The sequence below is a fragment of the Streptomyces sannanensis genome, from assembly GCF_039536205.1.
In the GTDB taxonomy this organism is placed as follows: domain Bacteria; phylum Actinomycetota; class Actinomycetes; order Streptomycetales; family Streptomycetaceae; genus Streptomyces; species Streptomyces sannanensis.
In genome coordinates this window covers 61,839-78,106 of the sequence record NZ_BAAAYL010000001.1, presented here as the reverse complement: position 1 = coordinate 78,106, position 16,268 = coordinate 61,839, and the positions used below count along the sequence as shown (strand labels likewise).

The following is a 16,268-nucleotide window of genomic DNA, read 5'->3' as shown; positions in this document are numbered from 1 at the left end:
CGCAGCGGGCACCGCAGTCGTGTGAACTGGTTCACGAGCGACAACTATGGCCCCATTCGATTCACTTAGCAAGAGCCACTATGAAAAGTGCAGAGTGCAGTGTGTCAGTCTGTTTCCGCATGGCACACTGCCCGCAGTACACAGTCCCGGGAGGCAGACGTGAGTGAACCGAGGTCAGCGCCGACCGTGGGCCAGGTCGTACTCGGCCGACGGCTGCAGGACCTGCGCGAGAAGGCGGGGCTGAAGCGCGACGAGGCCGCCAGGGTGCTCCATGTCGCCCCGGCCACGGTCCGCCGCATGGAGACCGCCGAGGTCGCGCTCAAAGTCCCCTATGTGCAGCTGCTGTTGCAGGCGTACGGGTCCACCGGCGAGGAGATCGAGGCCTTCATCACCCTCGTGGACGAGGCCAACAAGCCCGGCTGGTGGCAGCGTTTCCACGACATCCTGCCGGACTGGTTCAGCATGTACGTCAGCCTGGAGGGCGCGGCCTCGCTCATCAGGACGTACGAACCGCACTTCGTGCCGGGACTGCTGCAGACCGAGGACTACGCCCTCGGCGTCATGCGGGCCGGAGCGCTGGGACGGACCCGGACCGCTGACATCGAACGGCACGTGGCCCTGCGCATGCAGCGCCAGGACCTGCTCACCCGGCCCGACGCCCCGCGCTTCTGGGCCGTGATGGACGAGACCGTGCTGCGCCGCCCGGTGGGCGGCGCAGCGGTCATGCGTGCGCAGATCGACCGGCTGCTGGCCGCCGCCGAACTGTCCAACGTCACCCTGCAGATCGCGGAGTTCGCGAGCGGCCACCACCCCGGTACGTACGGACCGTTCGTTCTCTTCCGGTTCGCCATGCCGGAACTCCCCGACATGGTCTACAGCGAGTACGTGACCGGCGCCGTCTACCTCGACGCGCACACCGAAGTGGCCACCCACCTCGAGGTCATGGACCGCACGGCCGCCCAAGCGGCGACTGCACAACGCACGAAGGAAATCCTCCGGGATTTCCGCAAGGAGCTGTGAATGGACCGTGTATACAACGGCATGCCGGCCGCCGAACTGCCTGCCGAGGGCTGGCACAAGCCATGGAGCGGCGGCAACGGCGGCAACTGCCTGGAGGCGATGAAGCTGGCCGACGGCCGGGTGGCCGTACGGCAGTCGAGCGATCCCGACGGCCCCGTCCTGATCTACACCACCGGCGAGATCACCGCGTTCATCCAGGGGGCGAAGGCAGGCCAGGCGGACTTCCTGCTGTCCTGAGCCGTTCTCGCCCCACGCGGAGACGACGCGGACGCCCCCCCAGCAGCGCGCTGGGGGGCGTCCGCGTTGCCTGGCCGGGCGGGCGATGATCCGCCCCTCAGAGGCCGCCGACCTTGACCGGGAACTTTTCGATCGTGGCGATCGTGGTGTCGGGGTCGTCCGCCTGCACGAGATCGACCGGCTCCACCAGTCGGTACAGGTCGCCTCTCGGCAGATACCGGGCGAGCGTGGCGATCAGCCTTGTCGAGTCCCTCGTCTGCAAAGTCACGGACGGCCCGTGTCACCCCCGCGGGCGAAAGTGCGGGGTCACCCCCTGGGCCGGCATGTGCCCGTGACCGATCCACAGCCGCAGCCCTGTTCCTTGCTCCGTGCCGGCCGGCGTCGGTGCAGTGCTCAGCCCGCACGGGACGCGAGCACCGTATCCATGGTGTCAGCCTCCCGCGCGTCCTTGTCCGGGCGGTGCCGCACCACGCGGGCGAAGCGCAGTGTCACACCGGGCCGGATAGCGCGGGGAGCGCTGGAGGCCGTTATAAGCGATCTCGACGACGAGCTCCGGGCGTACCCGCACCACCCGGGGCAGCGAGCCGTCCAGCATGACCGCACGGCGTAGCTCGTCGGCCGGGACACCCGAGGCCGCGGCGACGCCCTCGAGCGCGATGGCGTCCAGCGCGCCCTGGCGCACCTCCCCGGACAGCAGCCGCAGCAGGAACTCCTGCTCCCCGGCCGTCGCGGCGCCCGACAGCGCCCGCACCCGTCTTCTGCGCTCGGCCTGCGCCCCGGCGCCGCCGACCCCCGCGAGAGCGCTCAGCGCGGCGTCCACGTCGGTGACCGTCAGTGCCGGCCTGCCGGCCGGCGCAACGGGCTCGCCCAGCACACTCCAGCCGACGCCCAGCCGCCCCTGCGGCAGCCGGCCGGCCAGATAGGAGATTGACCAGGGCGATGTCCTCACCCGGCGCGGACTCGAACAGCCCGGCCGGCAGGGAGATCTTGCGCGAGCGCGCCGACGCGGCGGCGACCTGCCGCGACACGCGTGCGATCTCGGCCAGCAGCATGTCGCCATGGTGCCCCCGATCCGCCTCGTCGCCCAGCGGGCGCGGTGGGCGCGAGGTGTCTTAGCGTCGAGGCATGAGCACTTCGGCGCAGCGTTTCGAGATTCTGCTCGTGCCTCGGCATGTGAAGGACCGCGGCGAGCTACCGTCCCCGGAGGCCGCGATCCGCTCCGGCATCGTCACTGCCACAGGACAGACCGGCAACTCCGGGTATCCACGCTTCGTGGGTGATGGCTTCGAGGCCGATATCGATCCGGTCACCCGCACGGTCGAGGCCGTTCTCCTCGACGGTTCGGAGCTCGACTACGGCTTGGTCGCCATCGTTTCCGAACGCCGGGTCTGAGCGGTGGCGTCGGCTTTGCACGGCGGCAAGCCGGGCGGAAAGATGAAATTCATTCGTGGCGGCGCTGCGAGGCGCTGCAGCGAGCGCCCCGGACACGCCCCGACGCAAGTGGCGGTCGGCCTGCCACAGGATGGCGAGCCCCCCGGCCCGGTGGGCACTCCCGGTGTTTCCCCCTTTCCGTAGAGCTTGTTCCCGACGCCGGTGCCCGGCGTCATCCTGTTCCGACAGGGGGGTCCTGGCCGCGTTCCACCTCGCCCTTGCGGTGCACCCGCGAGGCCACCAGCCCGGCAAGGAAGCCCGCGACCAGCCCCCACAGCGCACCCAGTCCGATCGCCGTCCACAGATGAGGCTGCAGCGATACCTCCCCGCCGAAGGCGGCGATGTCGCCGATGCCGATCAGTGACAGGCCGTAGTGCGCGGAGATACGGGTGACCAGACAGATCATCAGCATGGTGAGGGCCAGTGCCGCCGCGAGATGCAGCGCGTGCTGCCAGGGGCGCATCCGGGCCGGTGAGCGCACCACCATGACGAAGGCTGCGGCCAGCAGCAGGACGGCGGCGACGACCGGCAACCACCAGACTCGCGCATCGTGCTCGGCCATCGAACTGAGGTTCAGGGTGGTGGTCTCGGACCCGCGCAGGACCTGGTCCAGGATCCGCGGCATCGGCAGACCGATGGGGGAGTTCACCTTTCCCTCCCACGAGGCGCCCAGCCCCAGTCCCAGAGCGAGCCAGGCGATGTTGGGCAGCGCCAGGAAGATCACTGCGAAGGTGTCGGCGGGATGGCCGTGGGTCGCCGCGACGACGACTCCGACGACCGTGCCCAGCGCGACGTATGCGAGCAGCAGGGCCACCACGGCGAAGGCAACCGGGCGTACGGGCTCCTGGAGGCGCACCAGCCGGACCGGGAGCGGGGCCTTTCGTGAGACGAGGAGCGCGAGGGCGAGCACGCCCAGCAGCCACAGCAGGCCGAACACCAGGGTGAGTGCCATGTCGGCGCGGAATCCGGCTGTGGGGGTGATCCCCAGGGGCTCGGCGAGGGTTCTTGCGGTCTCGTTGCCCAGCGGGAGCTCGAATTCGTGATGGGCCACGGCCACCACGACGATCAGTGCCACGAGCCACAGCAGTGCGATACGGGCGACCCGGCCGAGCAGTTCGGGGGTTCCGGCGACGGCCCGGTGCCGCAGCGGCCGCAGGAAGCCGGCGGCGGTCACCAGCGCACCGGCGACGCTCACCGACAGCGGCAGCGCATCGATGGCCGCGTTGGTCTGTGCGAAGAACCCGGCACCGCCGGACAGCTCCACGGAACCGCCGACGGCCATCACGACCACGGCCGTGACGACGCGGGGGAACGACGCATCGGGAAGCTCTGCCGCCCCCGCGGCCCACAGGCCGAGCGTGGCCATGACGATCATGGCGGCCATCCCGGCGAGCACTGTCACAACAGCGTCACGCCAGTCGTGCAGGGCCCGCGTCACGCAGCCGGGGGCGGCGGATACGTGCTGGCTCACACTGCCACCGTAAGCAGCGTCCCGACGCCCCGCCCGCCGGGAGGGCCAACCGCGTCGGCTTGCGGGCCGTGCGGTGCCGGAGCACGAGCGCTCGAGGCATCAAGGCTGGACGACATTCATCGGGGACGTGCCCGCCGAGCCCCGAGTCGCCTGCTCCGGAATCGCCCGCCACTGTGCCGCCGGCCCCCGAGTCGTCCCCACCGCGGAGGCGTCGGCTTCCGAGTCGTCCACCCCGGGGTCACCTGTGCCCGAGTTGCCCGGCCCGTCCAGGTCCGAGTTCGCCGGCTTCGCGGCAGCCGAGGTCACCGCCGACGCAGCAGTCCGCCGGCGGCCTCGCCGCGTCGGCTGCCAGGGCTCTGCCGGGCAGCGGCGGTCAGAGCTGCCGCCTGATCAGATCCTCCAGCGAGCCCTGCGGCACTTCTCCCTGCGGAGTGAGCCTGTCGACCACAGGCGGAAGGGCCACGGCGAGCTGGTCCGCGGCCTGCTCCGGGGAGAGCCCGGACCGCTCCGCGACACTGTCGAGCAGCTGGTACGGCAAGGCCTGAGCGACCTCCGGGCCGCTGAGGGGCTGGTTCTGGCCGGTGCTCACCCAGGACTGGGCCTTCCCACCCAGACCGCCGTCCTGCAGCTCCTCGATCAGCGCCTGGAGCGGATTCCCTCCGCCCTGCCCGCTGTCCCCGAGGGCGCTGAGCAGGTGGCTCAACAGAGTGCCCTCTCCGGCCTGTTTGCCGCCGAGCAGAGAGCCGAGCAGTGTCCCCAGGTCGTCGTCCGCCATGTCTGTCGCCTTTCCGAAGTGGGCCGAATAACACCCAGGACCTACCCTCCGGGCGCGGGCCGGGCCGGACGGCCTTCATGTGTTCACCCGTACGCAGGCGTGCGGCTGACGGTACGCCCCTTCGCGGCCGCCTCCCGTGCGAAGACGGCTGCGTCATGGACGGCGGCCCCGCCGGGGTCGTTGTTGAAGTACGCGTACACATCGGCCCGGTCGGACCACGTCTCGGCGACGCGCCCGGCCCAGCTGCCGAGCGCCTGCCGCCCGTAGCGCGGCCAGGGCTGGGCCCGGCCGCAGTGGAACCGTACATAGCCCCAGTCGGCCGTCCGCCACAGCGGAGTGACCGGCCGGGAGTCGTGGTCCGCCCAGCACAGTGCCGCACCGCGCCTCTCGAGAACGGCCCGGACCTCGTCCGTCCACCACGAGTCGTGCCGCGGCTCGACGGCCACCCTGGTCCCGTACGGGAAGCAGTCGAGCACCGCGTCCAGGGCCCCGGGATCGGCCCGCAGCGTGGGCGGCAGCTGGAGCAGTACGGGCCCCAGCCGGTCGCCCAGACCGGCGGCATGCCGCATCAGCCGCTCCACCGGCTCCTCGGGATCGCGCAGCCGCTTGATGTGGGTCAGATAGCGGCTGGCCTTGACCGCCATGAGGAACCCCTCGGGGGTGCGGTCACGCCAGGCGGCGAAGGTCTCCGGCGTGGGCAGCCGGTAGAAGGCGTTGTTGTTCTCGACGGTGGCGAAATGCGTCGTGTACTCCTCCAGCCACAGCCGCTGCGGGCAGTCCGCGGGGTAGAGCTCGCCGCGCCAGTCCTTGTACTGCCAGCCCGAGGTTCCGACGAAAATGGGCACGATCCGCCTGCCCCTCCGAGGAAGTGGACGCCCTGGGCGAGCGGCAGGTCGTCCGAGTGATTGACGGTGTTGGTCGCGCGGCGTACACAGGCCCGCCAGGCGTCGGAGCCGGACTCCCGGCCGCCGCCGGTCGCTGCGATCGTCGTGTCCTCCCGGTGGACGGTGAGGAGTTCGCCGAGCCGCTTGACGAGGGCACCGCGCCGCGGCGCGGGAACGGTGCGACACCGCAGAAGGGCCCACGCTTCGAGGAGCTCCGGCAGCGGCGCCTCGTCCGGGAGCCCGCCCAGGTGGACGATGGCATCGGCCCCGCGTCACGCAGATCGGCGGTGTGTGCCACCTCGTTCGCCGCGACCGGCCCCAGCGGCTCGCGGTTCAGCAGAACGAGCCGCTCGGCCTCCCCTCGTAGTGCCCGGCGTACGACGGTTCCGATGCGCGCCGCCGCTCCGGTGATCGCCACCGTGCCCAAGCCCACTGCGCCCCCTGGGAATTCAGCTTCGCCGACGCCGCGATTGTGCCTCACCCGGTGGCCGGGCGCAGCAGCATAAGGGCCATGTCGTCGTCGCGCCGATGGGTCTGCTCGCCGTGCTGGACAAGGCTGTCCGCCACGGACTCCAGCGGCCGGTCGCCCAGCTCGGCGAGACGGTCCGCCAGCTCGCACACGGCCGCGTCCAGGCCGGTCCCGGGCGACTCGATGAGGCCATCCGTGGAGAGCGCCAGTACGGCGCCGGGATCAAGCGCCACCTCGGTGACGAATCCGGGGGTGGCGCCGGGTCATGGGGCACGGTGCACCCCTTGTTACGCCCGGGCGGCGCCGACCCTCACGCGCAAGCGTCTGCCGTCACCGGCTCACCGCATGACCAAGGGCGGCGCGGCCGGCCGTGCACGTCCGAGTGCGGTCGGCCGAGTAAGGGTCACATCCTGATGTGCGCCGGGATGTGTGTGACCTCCTCGATCTCGACGCCGGCCTTCTTCAGCAGGGTCCGGGACAACTCGTTCAAGGCCCGTGCCGCGGCGATCTCCTCGCCGACCCGCATTTGTTCCGGGTCGTCTGGGTGGCGATTCGCATGACCGTGCGCCCTCAGCTCGGTACCGTCCTGCAGCCGGACCAGGCAGGACGCCCGGGTGGTCTTCTCGACCTCTTCGAACTCGACTTCGATGTGCCATCCAACGATTGTCTGCATGGCGGCCACCTCCTGCGCTACCCCTCCAGCCTGCACCCGGTCGGCGGTACCGACCAGCCGGAGCAGGACCGGGTTGGAGCGATCATGCGTCGTGACGCAGCGGAGTGAGCTGTTCGATGTCGTAGCGGGCACGCAGCTCTGCGATGGCCACGTCGTCGGGCGGTCCGTCGGAGCCGAGGATGGAGAGGAGCTCCTCGAAGTACCGCTCGTGGTCGGAGGGCGGGGATGCCTGGAAGAACATCGTGGCCGGCTCATCGGAGCGATTGGCGAACGCGTGCGGGCAGCCGGGCGGGACCACGATGACCGTGCCCCGGGTGGCCCGTACCGACCGCAGTCCGGAGGCCGAGGTCCACTCGCTCCAGTCGGCTGTACGCACCCGGGGTTCGAAGGCCAGCACCTCGAGTTCGCCGTCGAGGATGTAGAAGAGTTCCTCGCTGCGGGTGTGCCGGTGCGCGCCCACGTCGAAGCCCGGCGGGACGACGACTTCGAAACTGGAGGACACACGTGAGTGCTCTCCGGTGACCTTGAAGGTCACCTGCTGCGCGGCGGTGTGGATGGTGCTTCCCTGGCCGGGCGGGACGATCAGCCCCTGGGCAGGGGTGAACAGAGTCATCGGACGCTCCTGTCACCAGGTGACGGGCAGTGTCTCGGGGCCGCGGATGAGTGCTCCGCGGCGCCGGCGGACCTCCTCGACGGGGACCGCCGGCCTCAGACCCGGGAGCCGCTCCAGCAGGGTGGAGACGGTGACAGTGCACTCGAGGCGGGCCGGCATCGGGCCCACGCAGTAGTGCGGTTCATGACCGAGGGAAAGGTGCGGATTGCCGAAGCGCTCGTCATTGGTGACCGTCTTGACGTCCTCGTACCGGGTGACGAGCCAGGCATGGCCCTCGCCGTTGGGCAGTTGGATCGGAGCGACGGGTTCCTCGCGCAGTACCTGGGCGAGGAGCGGGTCGAAGTCCAGTCGCGGAAGGTCATCGACGGGCCACAACCTGATGGGCGGGGGTGTGCGTGCGCACAGCCCCGCGCTCGTCTCGGTGGTCATGCTCAGCTCCAGGGCTCGGTCGTGGCGGAGAGGTGGGGAAGGCGGACCGGGGCCAGCATCGATTGGAGACTTGCTCCTTTGGGCCGGGAGGACGTCCAGCTTCCCAGGCACATCTCGGCGGTGATGCCTGGACCGAATCCCGCGAGGATGCCATGGGCGTCGTCGCCGGGTCCGCCCTCCTCGAAGAGCCTGCGCACCGCGTCGAGCACGACGGCACTGGCGATGTTTCCGTACTCCGTCAGCGTGGCACGGCTGAACCGGAACGCCTCCTCCGGCACATGCAGGAAGCGGCTCAGGTCGTCGAGGATGCGCGGCCCGCCCGCATGGATGATGTAGAAGTCGAGCTTCTCCGCATCCCAGCCGTGCTGGGCCGAGATCTCACGCAGGGCCGGTGCCAGCGGCTCCATGGTGGTGGGCACACGCTTGTCCAGCAGGAAGTGGAATCCGGTCGCCCGGACGCTGTAGGCGATCCAGTCCTCGGTGTCGGGCACCAGATACGAACCGTTGCGCTCCAGCGACATGCCGGTGCCTCCCCGGCCGCACACCACGGCGGCGGCCACGGCGTCCCCGAAGAGGCCGTTGGACAGCAGCGAGCCGACCCCGAGGTCGGTGGGTTGGTAGCACAGCGAGCAGAACTCGCAGGCCACGATGAGGACGTTGGCCTCCGGATAGGCGCTGCAGAAATCGTGCGCGCGGTTGATCGCCGCACCACCGGCGGCACAGCCGAGCTGGGCTATCGGGAGTTGCCGAGTGTCGCTGGGAAAATCCATCGTGTTGATCAGCCACGCGGTGAGCGACGGCATCATGAAACCCGTGCACGAGACATAGATGATCAGATCAATGTCCGCCGGCCGCAGTTCGGCGTTGTCGAGTGCACGCTCGACGACGGACGGAACCCGTGCCTTGGCCTCAGCCTCGTAAAGGGCGTTGCGCGCCTCGAAGCCGGGGTGTTTAAGGGTTTCCTCGATCGGCTGTACAATGTGACGCTTCTGCACTCCGGTGTTCCCGATGAGGCGCAGGGCAAGCGGAAGTTGTGGGTGGTCCGCGTGCATTGAGCGCGCCAGGGCGAGCGTCTCCTCCATGGTGATCACGTGGTCCGGGACAGAGACGGCGGGCTGGCACAGAATCGCCATGCTGTACCCCTTCTTGTCGTATTCGGCGTGACTGCGGGACCACCCTCGGCCGCCTGTGTACGCCCCGCAACCGGATGACCGTCGGGCGGAGGCCCCCGGTACCCCGTGAGTCCCTCCCCGTTCAGGCGGCACAGGGCTTCCGGCCTGCCTCGGGGGGCGCGGGCGCGGTGGTCGCCAGATCCTCCATTCGGGGGGGTATCCGGCGTGTCGGGCGTCGTCTCCTTCGGCCGCCGGGAAGGCATCGCCCCACACGCACCCGTGAGGATGTCCGCGGCCTGGCGCACAGCGCAGGCCGCGAGCCCGTCATTCGCGGTGGGGGCCTACGCCGGGGGCGGGACGTGATCCGTACGATCGTGCGCAGGGACATCGCGGGCAGCGCGGATTGGATCAAGTTCGCGGCCACGGACGGCTTCGGTAGACCATCCGACGAGCCGTGACCGTGAAGGTTCGCCGGGTTGACCAGGCTGCGGCACAGGTAGCACAGCGGACAGCGGGAATCGGCACGCGGCCGTAGCAATGGGTGGCTCCCGGACAGGGATGAGTCCGAACGCAGGGGGAGTTGACGGCACACGTATGGTAGGGAGGAAACGCATCAACACCCGCCCCGGGCTGTGAGCCGGGCGGGCCGAACGGGGGAAGAAAGGTGCGTGCCCGATGACGATCGGGCTCCTCTCCACGATTGCTGCTGTGTTCTACGGGGGCACGGTCTCTCTCCTCGCTCTGACTGCGACCTTTGCTCGACGCCGCACGCTGCGGCATGAAGCGCGCAGCACCCTTGCCGTCTTGGTGCCGGGGAGGGCGATGGAGTCGCAGCAGGTAGACCGCGCGGCAGTAGGTCCAAACAGCTGAGCGGTTACGGTGAAATCAAGTGACCACACAGGGTCGGGTCAGTCAGGCTGCAAGAGGGCGTCCGCCCCAGCGGATGCCCTTCTCGCTGCGGATGCGGGGGCGTTCCTTGCGTTGGGCGGCGAGCACGTCGGGGGGGCGAGCGTTGGCGTTTCGACAGCGCAGGTAGCGGTGCAGTGCCTGGGGCTGCGCGGGATGACTGCGGTGGTGGGAGTTGGCCAGGGTGAACTGCCGCAGCGGGCCGATGCGCGCCTCGATCGGGTTGGCCCAGGAGGCGTAGGTCGGGGTGAAACACAGTTCGACCTTGTTCTTCTTCGCCCAGCGGCGGATGTCCGCTCCGGTGTGGGCGGAGAGGTTGTCCAGAATGATGTAGACCGGGGCGCCGTCGGGGCGGGCGGCGCGGATCGATTTCGGATGTGCAGGTCGTCTTCGGTACCGACTGCAGCAACCTTTCCGCACAGCCTGGCGCGAGTTCACGGGCATGGTGGCCATCGGGACCACCCGCTGCGCGCCCTGAAGGCCGCCACCAGCACGGCCGCGGCCATGCTCGGCCGGGACGGTTTCGGCATACTCGCGCAGGGAATGCCTGTAATCCTCGCGTTCATATGAAAAATACGCGAAGCGGGTAACCGGTCTCCGGCACGGGTAGCCGAGAGCCGTGACACAGCCCTTTGAACTGCCCGATTTCTACATGCCGTACCCGGCACGACTGAATCCGCACGTGGAGGAGGCGCGCGCTCACACCAAGGAATGGGCGCGCGACTTCGGCATGCTGGAGGGCTCAGGCGTCTGGGAGGAGCGCGACCTCGACTCCCATGACTACGCCCTTCTGTGCGCCTACACGCACCCCGACACGTCTGCCGAGCGGCTGTCGTTGGTGACCGACTGGTATGTGTGGGTCTTCTTCTTCGACGACCACTTCCTGGAAGTCTTCAAACGGAGCCAGGACCGGGAGGGCGCGAAGGCCTATCTGGACCGGCTCCCGGCCTTCATGCCGATGGACCTGAGCGAAGGCATCCCGAAGCCCACCAACCCCGTCGAGGCGGGTCTCGCCGACCTGTGGCTGCGTACCGTCCCCGACATGTCGACGGACTGGCGCGCCCGGTTCGCCGAGAGCACCAGAAATCTCCTCAACGAGTCCCTGTGGGAACTCTCCAACATCCACGCGCACCGCATCCCCAACCCCGTCGAGTACATCGAAATGCGCCGCAAGGTAGGTGGGGCGCCCTGGTCGGCGGGGCTCGTCGAGTACGCGGCGGGCGCCGAGGTCCCCGCGGTGATCGCCGGATCGCGGCCGCTGCGCGTGCTCAAGGACACCTTCTCCGACGGTGTGCATGTGCGCAACGACCTTTTCTCGTACCAGCGGGAGATCGAAGAGGAAGGTGAACTCTCCAACGCCGTACTGGTCCTGGAGACCTTCCTGGGCTGTACCACCCAGGAGGCCGCGGCCGCCGCGAACGATCTGCTGACCTCGCGGCTGCAGCAGTTCGAGAACACCGCACTCGCCGAACTGGGGCCGCTCTGCGCCGAACACGGCCTGGACCCGCAGGAGTGCGCGGACGTCGCGGCATATGTCAAGGGACTCCAGGACTGGCAGTCCGGCGGTCATGAGTGGCACATGCGCTCCAGCCGTTACATGAACAAGGGCGCGCTGTCCCGGGAACGCCGCATCCTGCCCCATTTGCCGACCGGGCCGGGCACCTCCGCGCTGGACATCGGGTCATTCCTCGGACGCCCCGCGGCCGCCAGGCTCCGCAGCCTCGGCCATGTCCCCTTCCAGCGGGTCGGCCCCTCGCAACTCCCCGACTTCCTCATGCCCTTCACCACCACGCTCAGTCCCCACCTGGCCGCGGCACGGGACAACATGGTCGCATGGGCGCACAGCATGGGGCTCCTGGCGCCACAGCCCGGCGACCCGGGCTCGCGCATCTGGGACGAGCGCAAACTCGCCGGCTTCGACTTCGCGCTGTGCGCCGCGGGCCTCCATCCGGACGCCACACCCGAGGCCCTCGACCTGGCCACGCAGTGGTTGACCTGGGGAACCTACGCGGATGACTACTACCCGGCCGTCTTCGGCGCCACTCGCGACACGGCTGCCGCGAAGGCCTGCAACGACCGCCTCTCCCTTTTCATGCCGGTCGATTCCGACGAGACGCCGACGCCGGTGACCGCACTGGAACGGGGCCTGGCCGATCTGTGGGTACGTACCGCGGCGCCCATGGATCCCGACGCCCGTCGCACCTTCCGGGCCGCCGTCGACGACATGCTCGGCAGCTGGCTGTGGGAAGCGGCCAACCAGGCGCAGAACCGCATCCCCGACCCGGTCGACTACATCGAAATGCGCCGCCAGACCTTCGGCTCCGACCTGACGATGGCGCTGTCACGCCTCTCGCACGGCCGGAAGATCCCTCCGGAGGTCCACGAGAGCGGGCCGATGCGCTCCCTGGAGAACTCCGCCGCCGACTACGCCTGCATGCTGAACGACGTCTTCTCCTACCAGAAGGAGATCGAGTTCGAGGGCGAGGTGCACAACAGCGTCCTCGTCGTGCAGAACTTCTTCGACTGCGACTACCCGACAGCCCTCGCGATCGTCCACGACCTCATGAACTCCCGTATGCGGGAGTTCCAGCACATCGTCGCGAACGAGCTGCCCGTGCTGTACGACGACCGTGATCTCGACGCCGAGTCCCGTCGGATCCTCGACGGGTATGTGAAGGAACTCGAGAACTGGCTGGCCGGGATTCTGACCTGGCATCAGAACACCCGGCGCTACGCGGAGTCGGATCTCCTGCGCAACGTCCCAGGTGCCCAGCGTCTCCTGGCCGGCCCTGTCGGCCTGGGCACGTCCGCCGCCAGGATCATGAAGAGGGTCCTTCCGTAGCGGGCGCGGTTCCCCGGCGCGTGCTGAATCGACCGGGTGACGCGGACCTGCGTCTCCCGGTCAGCCGCCGGCCGGGGCGTCGGTGTGATCGTCACGGAGCGGTGCACGGCACGCGCCCGGGGGTGCCGGGCGCTCGTACCGGACTACTCGGCGATCTCGGTGCGCTCCCACCATTCGTACACCGGCAGCCGCCCCTCAGACGTGTCCTCGTGCCGGGGGGTGGCCTTGAAGTGCTCGTATCCGCCCCTGAACGGCACCTTCAGCTCGTTGCCCGGCGGGGTGATCGGAACAATGCGCTCGGGCAGGTCGTCCGGCCCGCCTTCGAGTACGGCCTTTGCGCTCATGGTCCCCATCATTGACCGCATCGTGCGGGAGCGAAACCGGGCTCACCCGTTGGGGGCTCTCCTGCGGCCTCGGTGGGCCGCGACCCGGGTACGCGACGCGCAGGCGGCGGAGCAGTAACGACGAGCCGCCCCGGGGCCGGTGCCCAGATAGAGGGCGGAGCAACCGGATGCGGCGCACTCGCCCCAGGGGATACGTGCCGCGGTGCTGTTCACCGCCGCGGGCCTGTGCGACGGGCCCCTGCTCACCGCCACGCTCCGCATCGGGGCCGACCACGCACCTCTGGGCAGGCAAACCCGGGTCCTCACCGTCGGGGCGGGACCGAAGATCTCGGCCGCCGCCTGCGGGGCGGCTCTCACCGGCGTCGCGGCCTCCTGGTCCCGTCGCTTTTGCTGCTGGCGATCGCCGCGCTCCAGGCGCTTGCAGCGCTGCTTCAACTGGTGTTGTCCCGGTCCGTCCGTCGCGTGCTGAACGGATGCGGCAGCCCAGCCCGCGCATGCCGGCCCGAGGGCGTGGCAGGACCTTGACCTGGTCCTGGGAGTCCGAACCTGTCGGGCGCGGCCCCGAACTCGCGGCAAGAGCCGCGGCAGCTCGCCTATATCCAAAACCGAGCCCGGAAATCCGCAGAACCGGCAATTTCCGGACCGCGAGTCTCCAAGACGCTAGAAACAAGCCGCACCGGGGAGTGGATCGGGCCCGGCGGGGGTGCCGCCGCGGCATACGTCCGACCATCAGACAGCCGGAGGGCCGTATGCGGATCATGGTAATTGCGAGCGCGTACAACAGTCTGACCCAGCGCGTCGAGGCGGAACTCGGCGACCAAGGGCATGGCGTCCACGTCCAACTGGCCGTGTCCGACGAGGAATTGTGTGCCGCCGCACGACGGTTGGACCCTCATCTGGTCCTGGCCCCGATGCTCAAGACCGCGATACCCAAACAGCTCTGGGCCGAGCGGCTGTGCCTCGTCGTCCATCCGGGCCCCATGGGGGACCGGGGGCCGTCCTCGCTGGACTGGGCCATCGACAGCGGAGAACGCCGATGGGGCGTCACCGTCCTCCAAGCCGTGGAGGAGATGGACGCCGGAGACATCTGGGCGTCGGTGCCCTGCGAGCTCCCCGAGGCCGCCAAGAGCGATCTGTACCGCAACGAGGTCGCAGATGCCGCGCTCGAGGCGGTGCATCTGGCCGTGGCACGGTACGCCTCCGGAACGTATGTCCCCGAACCGCTCGACTACGCCCGCCCCGATGTCCTCGGGAAGCCCCGCCCGTACTTCACCCAGGACCGCAGGCGCATCGACTGGACCAGCGACACCACGCAGACCGTCGTCCGCAAATTGCGTGCCGCGGACTCCTTCCCCGGGGTGCTCGACGAGTGGGGGAACCGTGAGTACTTCCTCTACGGCGGCCACACCGAGGACCAGTTGTGCGGCAGTCCCGGCCGGATCGTCGCGCGCCGTGGCGGAGCCGTGTGCCGCGCCACCGTCGACGGCGCGGTGTGGATCACCCAGATGCGGCCGCGCCGTACCCCCGGCGGTCCGGCGACATTCAAGATGCCCGCCACACTCGCGCTCGGCGACCGGGCCCGGCTGCTGCCGCGGATACCGGCGCCCCTCGACCTCCCCGAGGGCCGCAGGACCTGGACCGACATCCGCTACCGCGAGCGCGGCCGGGTCGGCTTCCTGCGCTTCTCCTTCCCGGCCGGGGCCATGTCCACCGCACAGTGCAGGCGACTGCTCGCCGCCTACCACCACGCCGTCTCGCGTCCGACCGACGTGCTCGTCCTCGGCGGCGCCCGGGACTTCTTCTCCAACGGTATCCATCTCGGTGTCATCGAGGCGTCGTCCGATCCCGCCCGGGAATCCTGGGAGAACATCAACGCCATGGACGACCTCGTCCAGGCGGTGCTGGACACCACCGACCGGCTCACCGTCGCCGCGGTGGGCGGCAACGCGGCAGCGGGCGGAGTGATGCTCGCGCTCGCCGCCGACGAGGTGTGGTGCCGGCGGGGAGCCGTACTCAATCCCCATTACCGACGGATGGGTCTCTACGGCTCCGAGTACTGGACGTACACCCTGCCCCGGCGCGTCGGCGCCGCCGAGGCCCGCCGCCTGACCGAGGAAGCCCGGCCGCTGAGCGCGGTCCACGCCCGTCACCTGGGCCTGGTCGACAGGGTCGTACCGGCGGCGCCCGGCGCGTTCGAGGCACAGGTGGCGCAGCTCGCGGCGGCCGCCGCGGACTTGCCCGGGCTGCCCGCGCGGCTGAGGGACAAGCGGAGCCGGCGCGCGGCACAGGAGGAGATCAAACCGCTGGCCTGGTACCGGGCGGACGAACTGGCCCGGATGCGCCGCAACTTCTACGAGGCCGGCGAGCCCTACCACCGGCTGCGTTCGGCCTTCATCCGCAAACAGCCCGCCGCCGGGCCCAGTGTGCCTCCCGCGCCGTCCTCGCCGACCGCCCCACGATGACGCGACGATCGCCGGCACGCTGCTGGATCAGATCGGGTCGTCCTGACCGAGGCTCACCCGGTAGCGCAGGGCGGGCAGTTCCACGTCTTCGTACCGGTCACCTCGAACGGTGCCGTCCGGCGCGTAGCCCGCTGACGCATAGAAGCGGCGGGCCCGCGCATTGTCGCGCAGCACCCACAGCAGCAGCGTGCGAAACCGGCGGCTGACGGCTTCCGCGTGCACGGCCTCGATCAGGGTGCGACCGGCGCCGCTGCCGATCACATCCGGGCGGAGGTAGATCGCGTACAGCTCGCCCGCATCCGGCTCCGCGGAATTGCCCCGGTAGGGCCCCAGGGCGGCCCAGCCGACGACGCCTTCGTCGCCGTCGACGGCCACCAGGTTCAGTACCCGTTCGTGCGAGTCCGTGAACCGCGCCCTGCGCGCCCGGGCGTCGTCCTCGATGGTCATGCCGTCCAGATACGTCTGCGGGACGATGCCCGCGTACGCGAACTGCCAGCCCCTCACCCGTACGGCGGAGACGGCTTCGATGTCGGCTTCTGTCATCTCTCGAACGCGCACCATGCGGGCACCGTAACCGACCCGCTGCTCAGCGAGCCTCTT

The 16,268-nt window shown here is 69.7% G+C and carries 16 protein-coding genes and 3 pseudogenes; 5 read left to right on the top strand and 14 right to left on the bottom strand.

Going from position 1 to position 16,268, the window contains the following annotated elements:
- The first annotated feature begins 159 nt into the window (after positions 1 to 159).
- Both ABD858_RS00455 and ABD858_RS00450 read left to right on the top strand, forming a co-directional pair.
- On the top strand, positions 160 to 1,020 hold the full coding sequence (locus ABD858_RS00455; protein ID WP_345033684.1) for a helix-turn-helix domain-containing protein: 861 nt from the start codon (positions 160 to 162) through the stop codon (positions 1,018 to 1,020).
- Positions 1,021 to 1,257 carry a DUF397 domain-containing protein gene (locus tag ABD858_RS00450; protein ID WP_345033683.1) on the top strand — a complete coding sequence of 79 codons (237 nt, stop codon included), beginning with the start codon at positions 1,021 to 1,023 and terminating at the stop codon, positions 1,255 to 1,257. It abuts the gene before it with no gap.
- 97 nt (positions 1,258 to 1,354) lie between these two features.
- Here the strand turns inward: ABD858_RS00450 and ABD858_RS00445 are convergent, their stop codons facing one another.
- Together ABD858_RS00445 and ABD858_RS00440 are read right to left on the bottom strand one after the other, a co-directional pair.
- Positions 1,355 to 1,525, bottom strand: a complete 171-nt coding sequence (locus ABD858_RS00445) for a hypothetical protein (RefSeq protein ID WP_345033682.1) — start codon at positions 1,523 to 1,525, stop codon at positions 1,355 to 1,357.
- A gap of 294 nt (positions 1,526 to 1,819) precedes the next feature.
- A pseudogene (locus ABD858_RS00440) lies at positions 1,820 to 2,309 on the bottom strand (ATP-dependent DNA ligase); the annotation flags it as partial.
- A gap of 73 nt (positions 2,310 to 2,382) precedes the next feature.
- Here ABD858_RS00440 and ABD858_RS00435 point away from each other — a divergent pair.
- Positions 2,383 to 2,649, top strand: coding sequence for a hypothetical protein (locus ABD858_RS00435; RefSeq protein ID WP_345033680.1), 267 nt, complete (start codon positions 2,383 to 2,385; stop codon positions 2,647 to 2,649).
- A gap of 211 nt (positions 2,650 to 2,860) precedes the next feature.
- On the opposite strand, the gene ABD858_RS00430 is transcribed toward ABD858_RS00435, so the two are convergent.
- From ABD858_RS00430 to ABD858_RS00390, 9 genes and pseudogenes are all read right to left on the bottom strand, one after another.
- A complete protein-coding gene (locus tag ABD858_RS00430; protein ID WP_345033677.1) occupies positions 2,861 to 4,159 on the bottom strand; it encodes a streptophobe family protein in 1,299 nt (432 codons plus the stop codon).
- Positions 4,160 to 4,532: 373 nt separating this feature from the next.
- Positions 4,533 to 4,934, bottom strand: coding sequence for a YidB family protein (locus tag ABD858_RS00425; protein ID WP_345033676.1), 402 nt, complete (start codon positions 4,932 to 4,934; stop codon positions 4,533 to 4,535).
- An 83-nt stretch (positions 4,935 to 5,017) separates the two neighbouring features.
- A complete protein-coding gene (locus ABD858_RS00420; protein ID WP_345033675.1) occupies positions 5,018 to 5,779 on the bottom strand; it encodes a DUF72 domain-containing protein in 762 nt (253 codons plus the stop codon).
- A 516-nt stretch (positions 5,780 to 6,295) separates the two neighbouring features.
- Positions 6,296 to 6,520, bottom strand: a complete 225-nt coding sequence (locus ABD858_RS00415; protein WP_345033673.1) for a SpoIIE family protein phosphatase — start codon at positions 6,518 to 6,520, stop codon at positions 6,296 to 6,298.
- Positions 6,521 to 6,690: 170 nt separating this feature from the next.
- Complete coding sequence (locus ABD858_RS00410; RefSeq protein WP_345033672.1) at positions 6,691 to 6,960, bottom strand: DUF1876 domain-containing protein; 270 nt, start codon at positions 6,958 to 6,960, stop codon at positions 6,691 to 6,693.
- Between the two features lie 82 nt (positions 6,961 to 7,042).
- The gene (locus tag ABD858_RS00405) at positions 7,043 to 7,573 is read right to left on the bottom strand and encodes a cupin domain-containing protein (protein WP_345033671.1); all 531 of its coding nucleotides are present in this window, start codon (positions 7,571 to 7,573) and stop codon (positions 7,043 to 7,045) included.
- Between the two features lie 12 nt (positions 7,574 to 7,585).
- Positions 7,586 to 8,002 carry a hypothetical protein gene (locus tag ABD858_RS36645; protein WP_425586125.1) on the bottom strand — a complete coding sequence of 139 codons (417 nt, stop codon included), beginning with the start codon at positions 8,000 to 8,002 and terminating at the stop codon, positions 7,586 to 7,588.
- A 2-nt stretch (positions 8,003 to 8,004) separates the two neighbouring features.
- A complete protein-coding gene (locus ABD858_RS00395; protein ID WP_345033670.1) occupies positions 8,005 to 9,135 on the bottom strand; it encodes a type III polyketide synthase in 1,131 nt (376 codons plus the stop codon).
- An 891-nt stretch (positions 9,136 to 10,026) separates the two neighbouring features.
- Positions 10,027 to 10,392: pseudogene (locus tag ABD858_RS00390) on the bottom strand (transposase); the annotation flags it as partial.
- A gap of 247 nt (positions 10,393 to 10,639) precedes the next feature.
- Between ABD858_RS00390 and ABD858_RS00385 the strand changes: the two are divergent.
- Entirely contained in the window at positions 10,640 to 12,862 is a 2,223-nt protein-coding gene (locus ABD858_RS00385) for a family 2 encapsulin nanocompartment cargo protein terpene cyclase (RefSeq protein WP_345033669.1), read from the top strand.
- 143 nt (positions 12,863 to 13,005) lie between these two features.
- Here ABD858_RS00385 and ABD858_RS00380 read toward each other — a convergent pair whose 3' ends face one another.
- Together ABD858_RS00380 and ABD858_RS00375 are read right to left on the bottom strand one after the other, a co-directional pair.
- Positions 13,006 to 13,206, bottom strand: coding sequence for a DUF5988 family protein (locus ABD858_RS00380; RefSeq protein WP_345033668.1), 201 nt, complete (start codon positions 13,204 to 13,206; stop codon positions 13,006 to 13,008).
- A gap of 42 nt (positions 13,207 to 13,248) precedes the next feature.
- Positions 13,249 to 13,398 (bottom strand): annotated as a pseudogene (locus ABD858_RS00375) (CGNR zinc finger domain-containing protein); the annotation flags it as partial.
- A gap of 557 nt (positions 13,399 to 13,955) precedes the next feature.
- Here ABD858_RS00375 and ABD858_RS00370 point away from each other — a divergent pair.
- Complete coding sequence (locus tag ABD858_RS00370) at positions 13,956 to 15,668, top strand: hydrogenase maturation protein (RefSeq protein WP_345033666.1); 1,713 nt, start codon at positions 13,956 to 13,958, stop codon at positions 15,666 to 15,668.
- Between the two features lie 27 nt (positions 15,669 to 15,695).
- Here ABD858_RS00370 and ABD858_RS00365 read toward each other — a convergent pair whose 3' ends face one another.
- Positions 15,696 to 16,229: a GNAT family N-acetyltransferase gene (locus ABD858_RS00365; protein ID WP_345033664.1), complete on the bottom strand. Its 534-nt coding sequence runs from the start codon at positions 16,227 to 16,229 to the stop codon at positions 15,696 to 15,698.
- Between the last annotated feature and the right edge of the window lie 39 nt (positions 16,230 to 16,268).

Bases quoted from the DNA above. Each gene is read 5' to 3' on its own strand.
- ABD858_RS00380 (WP_345033668.1), bottom strand. From the start codon at position 13,206: ATGAGCGCAAAGGCCGTACTCGAAGGCGGGCCGGACGACCTGCCCGAG.
- ABD858_RS00395 (WP_345033670.1), bottom strand. From the start codon at position 9,135: ATGGCGATTCTGTGCCAGCCCGCCGTCTCTGTCCCGGACCACGTGATC.
- ABD858_RS36645 (WP_425586125.1), bottom strand. From the start codon at position 8,002: ATGACCACCGAGACGAGCGCGGGGCTGTGCGCACGCACACCCCCGCCC.
- ABD858_RS00365 (WP_345033664.1), bottom strand. From the start codon at position 16,229: ATGGTGCGCGTTCGAGAGATGACAGAAGCCGACATCGAAGCCGTCTCC.
- ABD858_RS00410 (WP_345033672.1), bottom strand. From the start codon at position 6,960: ATGCAGACAATCGTTGGATGGCACATCGAAGTCGAGTTCGAAGAGGTC.
- ABD858_RS00435 (WP_345033680.1), top strand. From the start codon at position 2,383: ATGAGCACTTCGGCGCAGCGTTTCGAGATTCTGCTCGTGCCTCGGCAT.
- ABD858_RS00370 (WP_345033666.1), top strand. From the start codon at position 13,956: ATGCGGATCATGGTAATTGCGAGCGCGTACAACAGTCTGACCCAGCGC.
- ABD858_RS00450 (WP_345033683.1), top strand. From the start codon at position 1,021: ATGGACCGTGTATACAACGGCATGCCGGCCGCCGAACTGCCTGCCGAG.
- ABD858_RS00425 (WP_345033676.1), bottom strand. From the start codon at position 4,934: ATGGCGGACGACGACCTGGGGACACTGCTCGGCTCTCTGCTCGGCGGC.
- ABD858_RS00405 (WP_345033671.1), bottom strand. From the start codon at position 7,573: ATGACTCTGTTCACCCCTGCCCAGGGGCTGATCGTCCCGCCCGGCCAG.